This window comes from Streptomyces sp. NPDC001231 (assembly GCF_042896885.1).
GTDB lineage: Bacteria > Actinomycetota > Actinomycetes > Streptomycetales > Streptomycetaceae > Streptomyces.
This window is the reverse complement of record NZ_JBIAXS010000026.1, coordinates 37,743-52,622: the sequence shown is the minus strand read 5'-3', so window position 1 is coordinate 52,622 and position 14,880 is coordinate 37,743. Positions and strand designations below refer to the sequence as shown.

Here is a 14,880-nt window from a genome sequence, read left to right as displayed (position 1 = left end):
CAGGGCCGGGCGGCGTCAGAGCACCGGGTTGGCGGCGGCCGCCCGCCAGGGTGAGAGCGCGCTCTCCTCGCCGCCGGGGTCGCCGGTTCCCGGGCCGTCGCCCTCGGTGCCCGCGAGGTGCGCGGCCTCCAGCAGGGGGCGCACTCCCGCGGCCCGGTAGAAGATGCGCGTGCCCTCGCGGCGTGTGGTCACCAGACCGGCCGCCCGGAGTCTGGCCAGGTGCTGGGACGTCGCGGCCACGTGGGCGCCCAGCATCCGGGCCAGCTCGCTCACCGGCTGTTCACCGTGGCTGAGCGCCCACAGGAGCCGGTAGCGGGAGGGGTCCGCCACCGCCTTGAGCACCGTCATCGTCCGGTCCGCCGCCTGGGCGTCCCACACCTTTCCTTGCGCATCCATGCAACTAGGGTACCGGCGGTCCTCCGGGCGGTTCGAACGTGGCGGGCTCCGCCTCGGCGGGCGTCGCCTCCGCGAGCATGGGCGCGGGCTCCGGCCGCCGGGGCTTCCGCCGCCACGGGGCGGGCCAGGACAGATTGAGGAACGCCTCGGCCTGGAGCGCGGCCAGGCTGATGCGGAGCAGGTCCCGGGCCGTGGGATAGACCAGGAACCTCGGCTCCCACCGGGGCTGGAACTTGGCGTTGAACTTGTACAGCGATTCGATCTGGAACCAGCGGGAGAGGAACAGCAGCAGGCCGCGCCAGGCGCGCAGGGCCGGTCCGGCGCCCAGGCGTTCACCGCGGGCGAGGGCGGCGCGGAACATCGCGAAGTTCAGCGAGACCCGGCCGACACCGAGGTCGGGGGCCTGCTGGAGGGCCTTGACGATGAGGAGTTCGTTCAGACCGGGGTCGGCGGTGCGGTCGCGGCGCATCAGCTCCAGGGAGATCCCGTCCCGGCCCCAGGGCACGAAGTGCAGGACCGCGCGGATGTCCCCGCCGGGCGCGGGGGCGCCGGCGTCCGGTTCCTTGTGGGCGGTGACGACCACGCAGTCACCGTCGCCGACCTCGCCGAAGCGGCCGAGGGCCATGGAGAAGCCGCGTTCCACCTCGGTGCCGCGCCAGGCGGCCGCCGCCGCGCGGATCTGCTCGGTCTCCCGCTCGGACAGGTCGCGCACGCGGCGGATGCGGCAGCTGTAGCCGCCCCGTTCGATGCGGTTGACCATCTGCCGGACATTGCGCATCGGCCGCCCGGACAGGGTGAAGGCGCCGGTGTCGACGACGGCCTCGTCGCCGATCTCCAGGGCGTTCAGGCCCGCTTCGCGGGTCCACACCTCGCCGCCGGTCTCGCTGCACCCCATCACCGCGGGGACCCAGGCGTGCCGGGCGGCGGTGTCCATGAACTCCTTGATGGCGCCCGGCCAGGCCTCCACGTCGCCGATCGGGTCGCCGCCCGCGAGCATCACGCCGGACACCACCCGGTAGGCGATCGCCGCCTTTCCGGTGGGGGAGAAGAGCACGTTCTTGTCGCGGCGCAGCGCGAAGTAGCCCAGCGAGTCCCGCTCACCGTGGCGCTCCAGCAGGGCGCGCAGCCGCCGCTCCTCGTCGTCGCCGAGCACGGGTACGGGTGTGGAGGGGCGCAGCGCGAGGTAGAGGGTGGTGGCCGCGGTGAGCAGGCCGAGCCCGGCGAGCGAGAAGTACACGAGGTCGCTGGTGCGCTCGCTGGAGTAGTGCACCGGTCCCTCGATGCCGATCAGGCCGTAGGCGACGTGCTGGATCCGGTCGGACAGCGAGGCCGCGACGACCTTCCTGGGGTGCGCGCCGACGATCAGCAGTCCGGCGCCGAAGCTGAAGGCGCTCAGCAGGAGGAAGTTCCACACCGCCCGCCACCGGGTGCGCGGGTCGGACAGCGCGTAGAACTCCCGGCGGGCGACGAGCAGCAGCACGAACAGCAGCACCGTGACGACGCCGGGCACATGCTGGTGCCAGCGCAGCAGTTGCAGTGCCGCGCCCGTGGGCAGCAGGATCATCACCGCCCGCCAGGCCCGCCGCTTCCGGCGCCGCAGGGCGTGCGCCAGCATCACCATCAGCACGCCCACGATCAGCGAGGCGGCGGTGGCCAGGGTGGACACGGCCCCGGGCAGGGCCACGGCCAGGGTGTGCACCCGCCCGTGCCGCATACGCGGGAAGATCGCCCCCGCGACGTCGAGCACGCCCACGAGCAGGCACAGGTAGCCGGCCACGGCGGGCACTCGTCGGTACGAGACGGCGCGAAGACGGTTCCGCGAGGAGCCTTCGTCGGTGGTCACGGAGTCCTTCACGAGGGGCCAGCGTAGAGCCTGCTGAGCAGGTGTGACCACGGGCGGCGGCCGGTGAACACGCAACCCTTCGGCGTGCTTCACTCAACGAATTGCGCAACTGGGCGATGATGGCGTTCCGTGCCGTGCGGGACCCGGGACAGACGGCCGGGGCGCGGCCGGGGCGAACCGGAGTGCGCCGGAGTGCGCCGAATCGAACCAGAGCGAACCAGAACGAAGGAGAGCACGCCCTGCGCATCGCCCGCGCCTGCCCCGACCTGTACGGAACGGTGGCCGCGACCGGGATCGCGGCCTGGCTGGCCTTCCAGGCGTTCGAGAACATCGGCATGAACCTCGGCATCATGCCGGTCACCGGACTGCCGCTTCCGTTCGTCAGCTACGGCGGCTCGTCGATGTTCGCCGGCTGGATCGCCGTGGGCATCCTCCAGGGCATCCGTCTGCAACGCCCGCTGTCCGCCTGACCGCAGAGCCTCAGCGGCGGCGCCACGGGAGGCGCGGCAGGGTCGGGCGAACCCGGCGCCGGCGACCCTCCAGCGCCGTACGCACAGCGGGTTCGCTGCGGGCGGCGGCGAGCAGGAGCCCCACCGCGTACAGGGTGGCGATCAGCGAGCTGCCGCCGTAGGAGAACAGGGGCAGGGGCACGCCCGCGACGGGCACCAGCCCCAGGACGCCGCCGAGGTTGATGAAGGTCTGCGCCGCGAGCCAGGTGACGATGCCACCGGTCGCCAGGCGGACGAAGGGGTCGTTGCGGCGGGTGGCGATGCGCAGGCCGCCCGCGAACAGCGCGGCGAACAGGGTCAGTACGGACAGGGTGCCGAACAGACCCAGTTCCTCCCCGGTGACGGCGAAGATGAAGTCGGTGTGCGGCTCGGGCAGTTGGCCCCACTTCTCCACGCTCGCGCCGATTCCGTTGCCGAACAGGCCGCCCGTCGACAGCGCGTACAGGCCGTGCACCACCTGCCAGCACTGGTCGTTCGGGCCCGGGTCGCTCGCGCCGAGGCAGGCGAACCGCGACACCCGGTGCGGGGCGGTCACGATCAGTACGGTGGCCAGGAGCGCCGTGCCCGTCAGGGCGGCCCCGAAGAGCCGCAGCGGCGCACCGGCCAGCCACAGCAGACCGAACAGCACGGCGCACAGGATGACCGCGGTCCCCATGTCCCCGCCGAGCATCATCAGTCCCAGCAGCAGCAGGGCACCGGGCACCAGCGGCACGAGCAGGTGCTTCCACTGGTCCAGCAGCTTGTGCCGCTGCTTGCGGGCCAGCAGGTCCGCGCCCCACACGATGAACGCGGCCTTGGCGAACTCGCTGGGCTGGAGCACGAACGGCCCGCCCAGGTCCAGCCAGTTGGTGTTGCCGTTGACGGTCCGCCCCAGCGCCGGCACCTGCACCAGCGCCAGCAGCAGCACGGACCCGGCCAGCAGCGGATGGGCCAGCCGCCGGTGCGCCTTCACCGGCATGCGGGCGGCCGGCACCGCCAGCGCCGCGCCGATCACCGCGGCCACGATCTGCCGACGCAGATAGTAGGTCGGCGGCAGGCCGGAGCGCAGCGCCTGGATCTGCGAGGAGGAGAACACCATCACCAGCCCCAGGCCGGCGATCAGCGCGGCACTGCCCGCCACCAGGTAGTAGCCGGTGAGCGGCCGGTCCCAGGCCCGCCGCAGCCGCGCGTGGGCGCGGCGTGGGAGCGCGGTGCGGCCGGGCACCCGTCTCGCACGCCCGCCGCGCGGCCGGCCCGCCGGTTCCGGGGCCCGCGGCGGGGCCTGCCGGCGTCCACGTGCCGACGGGGCGCCCGGCACGCGTTTCTCCGCGCGGACACTCTGTGAATTGCGCACATGCGCAACCGTAGAGCCGCGGGAACGGTCCACCGGGGCGCGGCGCTCCGGTGCCGGTGGCGAATCGTCGTTTCGCGGCACGCGTGAGTGGGCCCGCGGCCCCGGCCGCGGGGAACGTGCTGTCATCGTGGTCGTCCCGCCGTCCCGTCAGGAGTGCGGCGCGCGACCGCGCCGGAACGGGTTCCAGAGCCGGCGTGGTCCGCGGCCCGTGGTCCGTGGCCCACCCTCCAGCAGGAGGCGGGCGGTGTCCTCGGGGCCCAGGGGGGCGCGGCCGGGGCGGCGGGCCCGGAAGCGGGCCAGGTGGCGTTCCAGATCCTCCCGGCCGTCCTCCTCGGTAACCATGACGATGTCGGCAGGATGGCTCACGCCGCCCATCTTCCCCGGTCAGGTCCCCAATTCGCCAGCGGGGCAAGGGGGATGGCGGATCATGAGTCCGACGGCTCCCCACCCCGAATCCCCGGTGGGCGGGAAATCTCCTCGGGTCAACGATTGCGCAACCCGTAAACTGTCCTCCATGGAATCTGGTGGTGGCGTGATGGGGTGGGAGGCCGCGGTGCTCGTGGGCGGGCCGGCGGACGGGACGCGGGTCAAGGTCGCCGGGCGGCCGTGGGTGCTTCAGGTGTCGTTTCCCTGTCAGGCGGAGGCGCCGCGGGGCGGCATGCGCGTGGAGGGGGTGTACGTGTACCGCCGCGACCCGCGCGTGAAGGGCGAGCCCCTGCGGTACGGCTTCGACGTGGCCAGTCCCTGACCGGTCCCATCGGATCGGGGTGCGGGCCGGTCGCGCACCCCGTCGCGGAGTTCTCTCGCCAACTATTGCTACATTGCGCAAACGTACAACCATTGGGTGGGGCCAGGCGTCCCCTCCGTACGAGTACGACGGATGAGGGTGCGCGCATGACGACCAGCCACAAGACCGCTCCTTCGCGCCGCCGGAGCAGGGGCGTCCCGCCCCAGCGCCGGGGCGGTTCCCGACGCCGCGCCTCCGGCGGCCGCGGCGGACGTACGCGCGCGCGGACGACCCTTGTCATGGCGTTGTCCCTGGTGGTGCTCGGCACGGCGGGTCTGGGTTGGCTCTATCTGAAGCTCAACGGCAACATCAACACCTTCGGCGCCGACGGCCTGTCCAGCGACCGGCCCGAGGCCGGCTCGTCCAAGGGTGAGAACGTCCTGGTCATCGGCTCCGACGCGCGTGTGGGCGGCAACGACGCGCTCGGCGGCGGCAGCAAGGACGACATCGGCCGCTCCGACACCGCGTTCCTGCTGCACGTCTACGCCGACCACCGGCACGCCCTCGCCGTGTCCATCCCCCGGGACACCCTGGTCACCATCCCGCCCTGCAAGCTCCCCGACGGCGGCTGGACCGAGCCGCAGCCGAACACGATGTTCAACGCCGCGTACTCCGTGGGCAACACCGCCGAGGGCAACCCCGCCTGCAGCCAGAACACGGTCGAGCACCTCACCGGGCTGCGCGTGGACCACACCGTCGTCGTCGACTTCAAGGGATTCGCCGCGCTCACCGACGTGGTGGGCGGGGTGCCGGTGTGCGTGCCGCAGGACGTGTACCAGAAGGACCTCAACCCCAACCGGGCCTCCCGCGGCTCACTGCTGTTCGCCAAGGGCGAGCAGACCGTCGCCGGACAGCAGGCGCTGGACTGGGTCCGCATCCGGCACGGCATCGGCGACGGTTCCGACATAGGCCGGATCAAGCGCCAGCAGGCGTTCGTCGCCGGCCTCATCAAGAAGGTCAAGGCCGACGGGTTCACCCCGACCAAGCTGTTCCCCCTCGCCGATGCCGCCACCAAGTCGCTCACCGTGGACCCCGGTCTGGGCTCGGCCGACAAACTGCTGTCGTTCACGATGTCGCTGAAGGACGTCGACCTGCACAACACCAAGTTCGTCACCATCCCGTGGCGCTATGAGGGTGCGCGGGTCGCCATCGTGGAGCCGGACGCCTCCGAACTGTGGGCGGCGCTCAGGGCCGACCGCACCATCGACGGCAAGGACGCCGGCGGCAAGAAGAGCAAGAAGAGCAAGGAGGGCCAGCCGGGCGCCTCCGAATCCCCGGAAGCCGGTCAGAAGGACCTGGGGAAGGGCATCGACGTGGGTGTCTACAACGGCACCACCACCCCCGGCCTCGCCACCCGCGGCGCCTCCGTCCTCACCGGACGCGGCTTCACCGTCACCGGCACCGGGAACGCGGGCAGCCAGAACCACGCCACCACCCTCATCCAGTACGGTCCCGGCCGGCAGGCCGAGGCCGAGACGGTCACCAAGCTCTTCCCCGGAGCCGAACTCCAGGCCCTGACCGGCCCGGGCATCAACGTGGTCCTGGGCGAGGACTTCACGGCCGCCGCGGACGGCGCCTCGGCCGAGCCGACCTCCGTGCCCACGTCGGTGGCGGCGGACGCCCGCTCGGCCGACGACGACCTGTGCTCCAACCTGTCCTACGGGTAGGGCGGGCGCGCCGGCGCGGCGCGCGGTCCGCCCGGCAACCGACAGCGAAGGGCCGCACCCGCTCTCGCGGGTGCGGCCCTCGTGATTCAGCGCGTCAGGGACGCGAATCAGGCCGTGGCAGCGCCGCTGCCGGCCTTGCGGCGACGCACGACGAACACGGCGCCCGCGCCGACGGCGACCGCGGCACCGCCCGCGAGCGCGATCATCGGCAGCGCCGAGTTGGAGCCGGTCTCGGCGAGGTGGCCCTGCGGGACGATCTGCTTGTCGCCGGCGGGCTTGGCCGGCAGCGGCTTCCGGCCGCCCTGCGGCTTGGCGTCGCCCGGCTTGCCCGCGTTGGTGCCGGCCGCGAGGACGTCGAACAGGTAGAAGTCGTCGTCGGTGGCGAAGACGCAGTTGCCCTTGTCGTCGGCGTACATGCCGATGGAGATGGCGACGCCCATGCCGGCCGGGGCCTTCTTGTCCACGCTCAGCCGCAGGTCGATGGAGAAGGACTCCTTGGCCTTGACGTCGGTGTAACCGACGTAGCCGGCCGCCTCGTCGTTCTCGTTCATGGAGATGGTCTCCCAGGCGCCGGTGACCGGGTCCTGGAACTGCAGGGTGAGGTAGCGCGTCTCGTCGGTGAACTTCTTCCCGTCGACCAGGGCCGCGAACACACCCATGTCGACGCGCTTGTACGAGTTGTTGCCGGAGTTCGTGACGTTCAGCTTGAAGTTGTGGAACCCGCTGCCCGCGACGACCTTCGAGGGCAGGCCGGTCAGGCTGGTGCGCAGGTTCTTGTCCTGCTTCAGGTCGTCGGTCTCGTTGCACACCTGCGGGCCCGGCTTCTCGGAGGGCGAGGCGCTGGGGCTGGGGGTGGTCGCCTTGTCGTCGGTGGGGGTGGTGCCCTCGTCCTTCGAGTCGGACTTGCCCTCGGTGGTGACGGACTTCCCGTCCGTGTCGTCCGACTTCTTGTTGTCGTCAGTGGCCTGGCCGTCGGTGCCCTCGGGCTGGCCCTCGGTCCCGGTGGTCTGGCTGTCGGTGGCGCCGGGCTCCTCGCTGGTGCCGGTGGAGTCGCCCTCGGTACCGGTCGTCTCGGTGACCGTCGGGGTCGGAGAGTCCGTGGCGAAGGCGGCGGGGGCCGCAAGAAGCACAGCGGGTGTGATGGCTGCCGTGGCTGCTGCGAGCGCCAGGGAGCGGCGAATCTTCATGCGATCCTCGAAAATCAAGTGGCCAATGTATTCGCAAAGGAGATCGCCGAGGGCCGCAAAGGGTTGCCCAGAAAACCGCAGGTCAATGTGTGGCGTGCGTCACCCGCGCGCATGGGTTCCGCCTGTCCGGCGGTACTGTGCGCCGGTGAGTACGTATTCGAACACACCGGCAGGTTGGTACCCGGATCCGCACGGAGCGGCCCAGACGCTGCGTTACTGGGACGGTTCCCAGTGGACGGAGCACACGCACGCCGACCAGCAGGCCCAGATCGCGTCGCAGGTGCCGCCGCAGCCGGCCGCCCACGACCCCCGCGTGCAGCGGCAGGTCCAGCACCAGGCCGGGGTCGCTCCGGGCGCCCAGGGCGGCGGCTCGCTGTTCAGCGAGCCGGTGCTCGTGGTGAACCAGAAGGCCAAACTGATCGAGCTGACCAACGAGTACGAGGTATTCGACCAGCACGGCAACCGGATCGGCACGGTCACCGAGGTCGGGCAGAGCGCGCTGAAGAAGGCGATGCGGTTCGTCTCCAGCCTCGACCAGTTCATGACGCACAGGCTCGAGATCCGCGACGCATACGGCACACCCCAGTTGGTGCTCACCCGGCCGGCGAAGGTCTTCAAGTCGCGGGTGGTGGTGTCCCGTCCGGACGGCTCGGAGATCGGCGAGATCGTCCAGCAGAACGTCTTCGGCAAGATCAACTTCGCGATGAACGCGAACGGGCAGCAGGTCGGCGCGATCAAGGCGGAGAACTGGCGCGCCTGGAACTTCGCCATCGTCGACCACGCCGACAACGAGGTCGCCCGGATCACCAAGACCTGGGAGGGCCTGGCCAAGACGATGTTCACGACCGCCGACAACTACGTCCTGCAGATCCACTACCAGCTGCCCGAGCCGCTGCTGAGTCTGGTGGTCGCCACGGCGCTGACCGTCGACACGGCACTCAAGCAGGACTCGCGCGGCTGGAACTGACCGCCGGTCACAGCGGCGTGAGGTGTCCCGGTCCCAACGACCGGGACGGCAGCGCCGGTTCCTGGGCGGGCGGTTCCGTCCCCAGGGCGAGCACGGCGGCCACGGGATGGTCCGGGTCGCCGCCCGGTGCGATGTGCTCCGGGCCGGGTGCGGGGATGGCGTCCGTGGGTCGCGGGGTCGCCCGAGAGAGCACCACGACCCCCCAGGAGGCGAGGGCCGCGCCCGCCGACGCCAGCAGCACGCCCGTCGCGCCGCCCCTCATCCCCTGGCCCAGCAGGGTGAGCCCGATCAGCGCGGCCGCCGCCGGGTTGGTCAGTGTCAGCACCGCGAGCGGGGCGCCGAGGCCGTCCCGGTAGGCGGTCTGCGACAGCAGCAGGCCACCGGTCGCGAAGGCCGCGACGAGCAGCGCCACCATGATGATGTGGGCGCTGAGCAGGGGGCCGGAGTGGTCCGTGGCGGCCACCGTCACCGTCTGGGTGAGCGCCGAGGCCACGCCCGAGGCGACCCCCGACGCGGTCGCGTGCCGCAGGCCCGGCCGCGCGCCGGGCCGTGACAGCGCGCCGATCAGAACGGCCGTGGCACCCGCCACCGACAGTGCCTCGAGGGGGCTCAGTACGCGTACCGGGGCCGGCCCGGAGGCCGCGAGGAGCAGGGCGGCCAGTCCGAGCAGCGTGCACGCGGTGCCCCGCCACTCGGCCGCCGCGACCCGTCGCCCGGCCATCCGCGCGCCCAGCGGCACGGCGGCCACCAGGGTGAGCGCGCCGAGCGGCTGGACCACGGTGAGCGGACCGTACTTCAGGGCCGCCACGTGCAGCAGGGCCGCCGATCCGTTCAGCGCGACGGCCCACCACCAGGTGCCGGCGCGGAGCAGTCCGCGCACACCCGTTTCGCGGGTGCGCGCGGCGAGCCGTTCCTGGGCGACCGCGGCGGTCGCGTAGGCGACGGCCGAGAACAGCGACAGGACGACGGCCGTCAGGGCGGCGTTCACCGGCCCGCCCCCGCCGGGGCGTTCCCCTCGGCCGGCCGGGACCCGTGGGTGAGCGGGCGCCGCGCCGGTCCGTCGGGCTCCGTTTCGGCGGCCCCGCTTCGGGATGTCATGCCAGGCCCTCTCGTCATGGTGGTGCGTGGGGTGGTGCTGTCCGCACCCGTGTCGATGTACGGCACATCGACACGATGGCGTACCGATACGACAGTGTACCGATACGCATGCGTACCGGTACACTGTCGTATCGATGGACCTTCGCCACACTGGAGAGCGGGCCGGAGTCCGGGCCCGAACTCCCGGGACACGAGTGAGGAGCGCAGCGATGACATCGCAGGCCGCGGACGAGCCGGAGACGGTCGTCGTCCCACGCCGCTCCAAGCTCACGCCGGAGCGTGAGCAGGAGTTCTTCGACGCCGTGCTCGAACAGATCCGCGAGCACGGCTACGACGCCGTCACCATGGAGGGAGTCGCCGCCAGCACCCGGTGCAGCAAGTCCACGCTCTACCGGCAGTGGCGGACCAAGCCGCAGTTCGTGGCCGCCGCCCTGCGCTCCAGCGGCCGCTGCCGCTTCGCCGGCATCGACACCGGCTCGCTCGTCGAGGACCTGCGGCGGGTCGCGCTGGCCACGGGCGAGTGGTCGGGCCGGGACACCCGCCTCCTCCAGGCGCTCGGGCACGCGATCACGCTGGACCCCGAGCTGAAGCGGGCGCTGCGCGAGACGCTGGTCGAGCCGGAGATCGCCGCGCTGCGGGAGATCCTGCGGCGCGGGGTGGAGCGCGGCGAGGTCCGCGCGGACAATCCGGCACTGGAGTTCGTGCCCGCGCAGCTGTTCGGCGTCCTGCGCATCCGGCCCGTGCTGGAGGGGGAGTACGCCGACCCGGACTACGTGGTCCGGTTCCTGGAGGCCGCGGTGCTGCCGGCACTGGGCCTCGGTTCATGACCCAGGCCACCGTCCCCGGGATGACCGGGCGGTGACCTGTCCGCGCCGCACCGTGGGGACGGGGGCGGCGCGCACCCCCCGGCCGGGCGGGGTACCTCTGGAGCGGAGAGGTGCCCCGCCCGGCCGCTTCGGGTCCGGGTACGACTCGGACGCCGGCCCAGGCGCCGGCTCAGACGCTCTGGCCGTTGCCGCCGCCCGAGGAGGCCTCGATGCCCCGGGTGATGTCGTCGATCACGGACTGCGGCTCCCCGACGTCGAGACCGAAGCGGACGACGACGAGCTGCCGGGAGTCGTTGGGCGAGGGGAAGGCCAGCGACTCCACGTACCCGTCGGCGCCCTTGCTGGTGACGGCCTTCCAGCGGACCAGGTAGCCCTTCTGCCCGGCCACGGTCACCGCCTTGGAGGCCAGCACCTGGTGGGAGGTGATGCCGCCGTAGGCCTCGCCTCCGTAGGAGTCCTCGGCGTTCGCCGCTATGTCGGCCTTGGCGACCTGCTCGGCCGTGCTACCGCGGACGCCCAGCGCGAGCGCGGGTGCCGAGTAGGCGCCGCCCTTGGTGCAGTTCTTGGAGGTGTCGCCGGGGCACTTGTAGGAGTCGTTCGACGTGACCTGGGCGCCCACCCCCAACTCTTGGCCGTACCAGCCGTCGGGCACGGGCAGGCTGATGCCGCTGACCGCGTCGGTCACCGAGCCGCTCCTGATCTTCGGAGCCTCGGACGGCCCGCCGTCGGACCCGCCTGGCCCGCCGGAGTCGCCCGAGCCCCCGCCCGGGCCGCCGAAGGGGCCGCGTTCCTCGCCGGTGCCGCCCCGGTCGTCCTGCCCCTGCCGGGACCCGGCACGGCCGTCCTTGCCGCCGACGTCGTTGGCCAGCGCGTACACGCCGACCCCGATGCTCGCCAGCACCGCGGCCGCCACCGCGACGGCGATGCCGATACGCAGGCCGCGGCGCGCGGGGGCGGGCGGCCGGCCCGGGTATCCGGGGTGCGCCGGATAGCCCGGGTATCCCGGATACCCCTGATGGGCCGGGTACGGCCCGGGGGCCGCCTGCTGCGCCGGGGGACCCCATACGGCGGCCGATCCGACGGGACGGGTCCGGTCCGTCCATGCCCTGCCGTCCCACCAGCGCTCGGTGGCGGGGCCGTCACTTGTCTGCCCGGGGTCGGGGTACCACCCGGGAGGAGTCACCTGCGTCATGTGCCTACCGTATGAGGCGTCGGTGAAAGCCCGATGAGAGGACCCCGGTCCCGCTCCCGGCGCAGCCCTCATTACCCCAGGTCACCCGTCGGGGCAACAGGTGACGGGACGGGCCGCCGCATCGGCCGCTCGGGGGCTACGCTCGAAGTCCGTATGCCGTCGGGCGACTTGGGGAGGTAGCGGGATGACGGAGGTACGGCCGGGCACGGCCGCCTCGGGCTCGCTGTGGGAGCGTGACGAGGAACTCACCGCCGTCGTACGCGCGATCGACGTCCTGTGCGCCGACCGCGCGTCCTCGGGAGGGCTGCTGGTCCTGGAGGGGAAGGCCGGTCTCGGCAAGACCGCCCTGCTGACCGAGACCCGCCGTATCGCCGGGGAACGCGGCTGCGCGGTGTGGTCGGCGCGCGGCGGGGAGACCCTGCGCTCCGTCCCCTTCAACGTGGTGCGGCAGCTGCTCCAGCCCGCGCTCCTGTCGCTGATGCCCGAGGAGACCCGCGAATACCTCGGCGACTGGTACCACATCGCCGGCCCCGCCCTCGGCATCGCGGAACCCCGGGACGGGCAGGCCGACCCGCAGGGTGTGTGCGACGGACTGGTCGCCGCCGTGCGCCGGCTGGCCGAACGCGAGTGGCCGCTGGTGCTGCTGATCGATGACGCCCACTGGGCCGACGTGGAGACGCTGCGCTGGCTCGCCGCGTTCGCCGAGCGCCTGGAGGACCTGCCCGTACTGCTCGTGGTGACCCGCCGGCCCGGCGGGTTCGGCGGCGAGGGCGCCCGGTGCCTGGACGCGGCCGTCGCCGCCGCGGGTGTGCACACCCTGAGCGCCCTGACCCCCGAGGCGACCGCCGGACTCACCCGCACCACCCTCGGCCCGCACGCCGACGCCCCGTTCTGCCGCGAGGTCTGGGCCGTCACCGGCGGCAACCCGTACGAGACCGTCGAACTGCTCGCCAAGGTGCGCGACAGCGAACTCGAACCGGTCGAGGCCCAGGCCGCCGAACTGCGCCCCCTGAACCGCTCGGCCCGCGGCGGCGGCCTCGTCGCCCGCCTGGAGGAACTCGGCATCGACGCCACCCGGTTCGCCTGGGCCGCCGCCGTCCTGGGCACCGGCATCTCCGTGGAGCTCGTCGCCCGGCTGGCCACCATGAACCGCGACGACGCCGAGCGCTGCGCCGAACTGCTGCGCCGGGCCCGCATCCTCACCGAGCCCGACCCGGCGAGCACCCGGAGCGGCGGCGGGGACCTGGAGTTCGTGCACCCGCTGATCGCCACCGCGGTCTACAACTCCATCCCGGACGCCCTGCGCACCGCCATGCACGGCATCGCCGCCCAGGTGGTCGCAGACTCCGGGTTCGGCGCCGCCGCGGCCTCCCGGCACCTGCTCGAGGTCCACCCGGACGACGACCAGGAACTCGTCGAGCAGCTCCGCGAGGCGGCCCGCGAACACCTCGCCGTCGGCGCGTCCGACGCGGCCCGCCACTGCCTGGAGCGGGCCCTGCTGGAGCCGCCGACGCCCGGAACGCACGCGCGCGTGCTCTACGAGCTGGGCTGCGCCACGCTGCTGACCGCGCCCGCCACCACCATCGAGCACCTCCAGCGGGCGCTCGCCCTGCCCGGCCTCGACGGCGCCACCCGCGTGGACGCCGTGTGGCGGCTGTCCCAGGCCCTGCTCCACAACGACCAGCTGGAAGAGGCCGTCCGCACGGTCGAGGCGGAGGCCGCCCGCCACGAACCGGGACCCACCCGCATGCGGTTGCAGGCCGTCCAGTACATGTGGGAGGGCCTGTACACCGGCGGTACCAGCTCCCCGGACCGCTCCGAGCGGCTCGCCGGACTCGCCGCCGGCTGCACCGGACGCGACAACTCCGAGCGCGCCCTGCTGATCCTGCGCGGCTTCGACGCCATGACCCGCGGCGAGAGCGCCGAGGAGGTCGTCGAGATGTGCGACCGGGCCCTCGTCGACGGCCGCCTCGCCCCCGGACTCGGCTGGACCGACACCGAGTGGGGCATCGAACTGCTGCTGATGCTCGCCAGCGCCTACGCCTACTGCGACCGCCTCGACCGGGCCGAGACCCTCTACACCGAGGCCCTGCGTGCCTACGAGACCGCCGGCTGGAGCGGCGGCCACCTCGCCCTCGCCCACGCCTACGTCGGCCTCGGGCACCGCAGGCGAGGCCGGCTGCGGGAGGCGGAGGAGGCTTTGCGAGCGTCGCTGCGCCTGGCCGAGCGGATCGGCCGCGGACTGCCCCTGTACTGGACCGCGACCTGCAACCTCGTCGACACCCTGCTCGCCCGCGGCCATGTCGAGCGGGCCTGGGAGGTCGCCGAGCAGCACGCCTTCGCCCCGCCCTACCCGTCCACCATCGTGCTGCCCGATCCGCACAGCGTGCGCGGCCGGCTGCTGCTGGCCCTCGGCCGCACCGAGGACGCCGTCAACGAACTGGAGGCGGCCGAGAAGGCGGCGGCCGCCCGCGGCCACCAGAACCCGGTGACGGTGCCCTGGGCGGCCGACCTGGCCCGAGCGCTCGCCGCCGAGGACCCCGAGCGGGCCGGCCGGCTCGTCGCCGACCTCCGCCGCCAGGCCGAGCGGTTCGGCACCGACACCGCCATAGGAGAGGCTCTGCGCTGCGCCGCGGCCCTGGAGACCGGCCAGCGCGCCGTCCGGCTGGCCGCCCAGGCCGTCACCTGCCTGGAGGCCTCCCCCTGCCAGTACGAACACGCCGTCGCCCGCGTCGAGTTCGGCATCGTCTCGCGCTCGGCCGCCGAGCTGGGCCGGGGCCTGGCACTGGCGCGCTCGTGCGGCGCGGACGGCCTGGCGGAACAGGCGGCGCGACTGCTGGAGTCGGAACACGGACCGGGCCAGGACCCGTTGTAGTGCCCGTCCGGAGAACCATGCGGCGTGCGCGGGGTCCGGTACGCCCGTCCGCGTCCTGCGGACGCACGCACCGGACCCCGCGCACTTGGGCCGACGGCGACTGTCGCCGTCCCGCGACTCGATCCGCCGGACGGGCGCCGGCTCACCCAGGGGAGCCGGCGCCCGGGAGCCCGCCCGCTGCCGTCGGCGTCCGCGCCGG

General features: G+C 73.1%; 12 protein-coding genes and 1 pseudogene. 6 read left to right on the top strand and 7 right to left on the bottom strand.

Annotated elements, in window-relative coordinates; translation table 11 throughout:
* Positions 1-15 precede the first annotated feature (15 nt).
* Both ACFY3J_RS28130 and ACFY3J_RS28125 read right to left on the bottom strand, forming a co-directional pair.
* Positions 16-396, bottom strand: a complete 381-nt coding sequence (locus ACFY3J_RS28130) for an ArsR/SmtB family transcription factor (protein ID WP_384184595.1) — start codon at positions 394-396, stop codon at positions 16-18.
* Positions 397-400: 4 nt separating this feature from the next.
* Complete coding sequence (locus ACFY3J_RS28125; RefSeq protein WP_390842012.1) at positions 401-2,239, bottom strand: phosphatidylglycerol lysyltransferase domain-containing protein; 1,839 nt, start codon at positions 2,237-2,239, stop codon at positions 401-403.
* Positions 2,240-2,475: 236 nt separating this feature from the next.
* Here ACFY3J_RS28125 and ACFY3J_RS28120 point away from each other — a divergent pair.
* A pseudogene (locus ACFY3J_RS28120) lies at positions 2,476-2,709 on the top strand (FtsW/RodA/SpoVE family cell cycle protein); the annotation flags it as partial.
* 10 nt (positions 2,710-2,719) lie between these two features.
* Here the strand turns inward: ACFY3J_RS28120 and ftsW are convergent.
* Together ftsW and ACFY3J_RS28110 are read right to left on the bottom strand one after the other, a co-directional pair.
* Entirely contained in the window at positions 2,720-3,952 is a 1,233-nt protein-coding gene (ftsW, locus tag ACFY3J_RS28115; RefSeq protein WP_384184593.1) for a putative lipid II flippase FtsW, read from the bottom strand.
* 276 nt (positions 3,953-4,228) lie between these two features.
* Positions 4,229-4,447: a hypothetical protein gene (locus tag ACFY3J_RS28110; RefSeq protein WP_384184590.1), complete on the bottom strand. Its 219-nt coding sequence runs from the start codon at positions 4,445-4,447 to the stop codon at positions 4,229-4,231.
* Between the two features lie 148 nt (positions 4,448-4,595).
* Between ACFY3J_RS28110 and ACFY3J_RS28105 the strand changes: the two genes are divergently transcribed.
* The gene (locus tag ACFY3J_RS28105; RefSeq protein WP_384184587.1) at positions 4,596-4,829 is read left to right on the top strand and encodes a hypothetical protein; all 234 of its coding nucleotides are present in this window, start codon (positions 4,596-4,598) and stop codon (positions 4,827-4,829) included.
* 146 nt (positions 4,830-4,975) lie between these two features.
* Complete coding sequence (locus ACFY3J_RS28100) at positions 4,976-6,535, top strand: LCP family protein (RefSeq protein WP_390841992.1); 1,560 nt, start codon at positions 4,976-4,978, stop codon at positions 6,533-6,535.
* 107 nt (positions 6,536-6,642) lie between these two features.
* On the opposite strand, the gene ACFY3J_RS28095 is transcribed toward ACFY3J_RS28100, so the two are convergent.
* The gene (locus ACFY3J_RS28095; RefSeq protein WP_384184582.1) at positions 6,643-7,722 is read right to left on the bottom strand and encodes an LAETG motif-containing sortase-dependent surface protein; all 1,080 of its coding nucleotides are present in this window, start codon (positions 7,720-7,722) and stop codon (positions 6,643-6,645) included.
* A 145-nt stretch (positions 7,723-7,867) separates the two neighbouring features.
* Here ACFY3J_RS28095 and ACFY3J_RS28090 point away from each other — a divergent pair, with 145 nt between their 5' ends.
* Positions 7,868-8,689, top strand: coding sequence for a phospholipid scramblase-related protein (locus tag ACFY3J_RS28090; protein WP_384184579.1), 822 nt, complete (start codon positions 7,868-7,870; stop codon positions 8,687-8,689).
* Between the two features lie 7 nt (positions 8,690-8,696).
* On the opposite strand, the gene ACFY3J_RS28085 is transcribed toward ACFY3J_RS28090, so the two are convergent.
* The gene (locus ACFY3J_RS28085) at positions 8,697-9,677 is read right to left on the bottom strand and encodes a hypothetical protein (RefSeq protein ID WP_384184576.1); all 981 of its coding nucleotides are present in this window, start codon (positions 9,675-9,677) and stop codon (positions 8,697-8,699) included.
* Between the two features lie 319 nt (positions 9,678-9,996).
* Here ACFY3J_RS28085 and ACFY3J_RS28080 point away from each other — a divergent pair, with 319 nt between their 5' ends.
* Positions 9,997-10,614: a TetR/AcrR family transcriptional regulator gene (locus tag ACFY3J_RS28080; RefSeq protein ID WP_384184573.1), complete on the top strand. Its 618-nt coding sequence runs from the start codon at positions 9,997-9,999 to the stop codon at positions 10,612-10,614.
* Positions 10,615-10,783: 169 nt separating this feature from the next.
* Here ACFY3J_RS28080 and ACFY3J_RS28075 read toward each other — a convergent pair whose 3' ends face one another.
* Positions 10,784-11,806: a DUF2510 domain-containing protein gene (locus ACFY3J_RS28075; protein ID WP_384184570.1), complete on the bottom strand. Its 1,023-nt coding sequence runs from the start codon at positions 11,804-11,806 to the stop codon at positions 10,784-10,786.
* A gap of 184 nt (positions 11,807-11,990) precedes the next feature.
* On the opposite strand from ACFY3J_RS28075, the gene ACFY3J_RS28070 reads away from it, so the two are divergent.
* Positions 11,991-14,681 carry an ATP-binding protein gene (locus ACFY3J_RS28070; protein ID WP_384184568.1) on the top strand — a complete coding sequence of 897 codons (2,691 nt, stop codon included), beginning with the start codon at positions 11,991-11,993 and terminating at the stop codon, positions 14,679-14,681.
* The last annotated feature ends 199 nt before the right edge of the window (positions 14,682-14,880 follow it).

Bases quoted from the DNA above. Each gene is read 5' to 3' on its own strand.
- ACFY3J_RS28080 (WP_384184573.1), top strand. From the start codon at position 9,997: ATGACATCGCAGGCCGCGGACGAGCCGGAGACGGTCGTCGTCCCACGC.
- ACFY3J_RS28100 (WP_390841992.1), top strand. From the start codon at position 4,976: ATGACGACCAGCCACAAGACCGCTCCTTCGCGCCGCCGGAGCAGGGGC.
- ACFY3J_RS28095 (WP_384184582.1), bottom strand. From the start codon at position 7,722: ATGAAGATTCGCCGCTCCCTGGCGCTCGCAGCAGCCACGGCAGCCATC.
- ACFY3J_RS28075 (WP_384184570.1), bottom strand. From the start codon at position 11,806: ATGACGCAGGTGACTCCTCCCGGGTGGTACCCCGACCCCGGGCAGACA.
- ACFY3J_RS28105 (WP_384184587.1), top strand. From the start codon at position 4,596: ATGGAATCTGGTGGTGGCGTGATGGGGTGGGAGGCCGCGGTGCTCGTG.
- ACFY3J_RS28130 (WP_384184595.1), bottom strand. From the start codon at position 396: ATGGATGCGCAAGGAAAGGTGTGGGACGCCCAGGCGGCGGACCGGACG.
- ACFY3J_RS28070 (WP_384184568.1), top strand. From the start codon at position 11,991: ATGACGGAGGTACGGCCGGGCACGGCCGCCTCGGGCTCGCTGTGGGAG.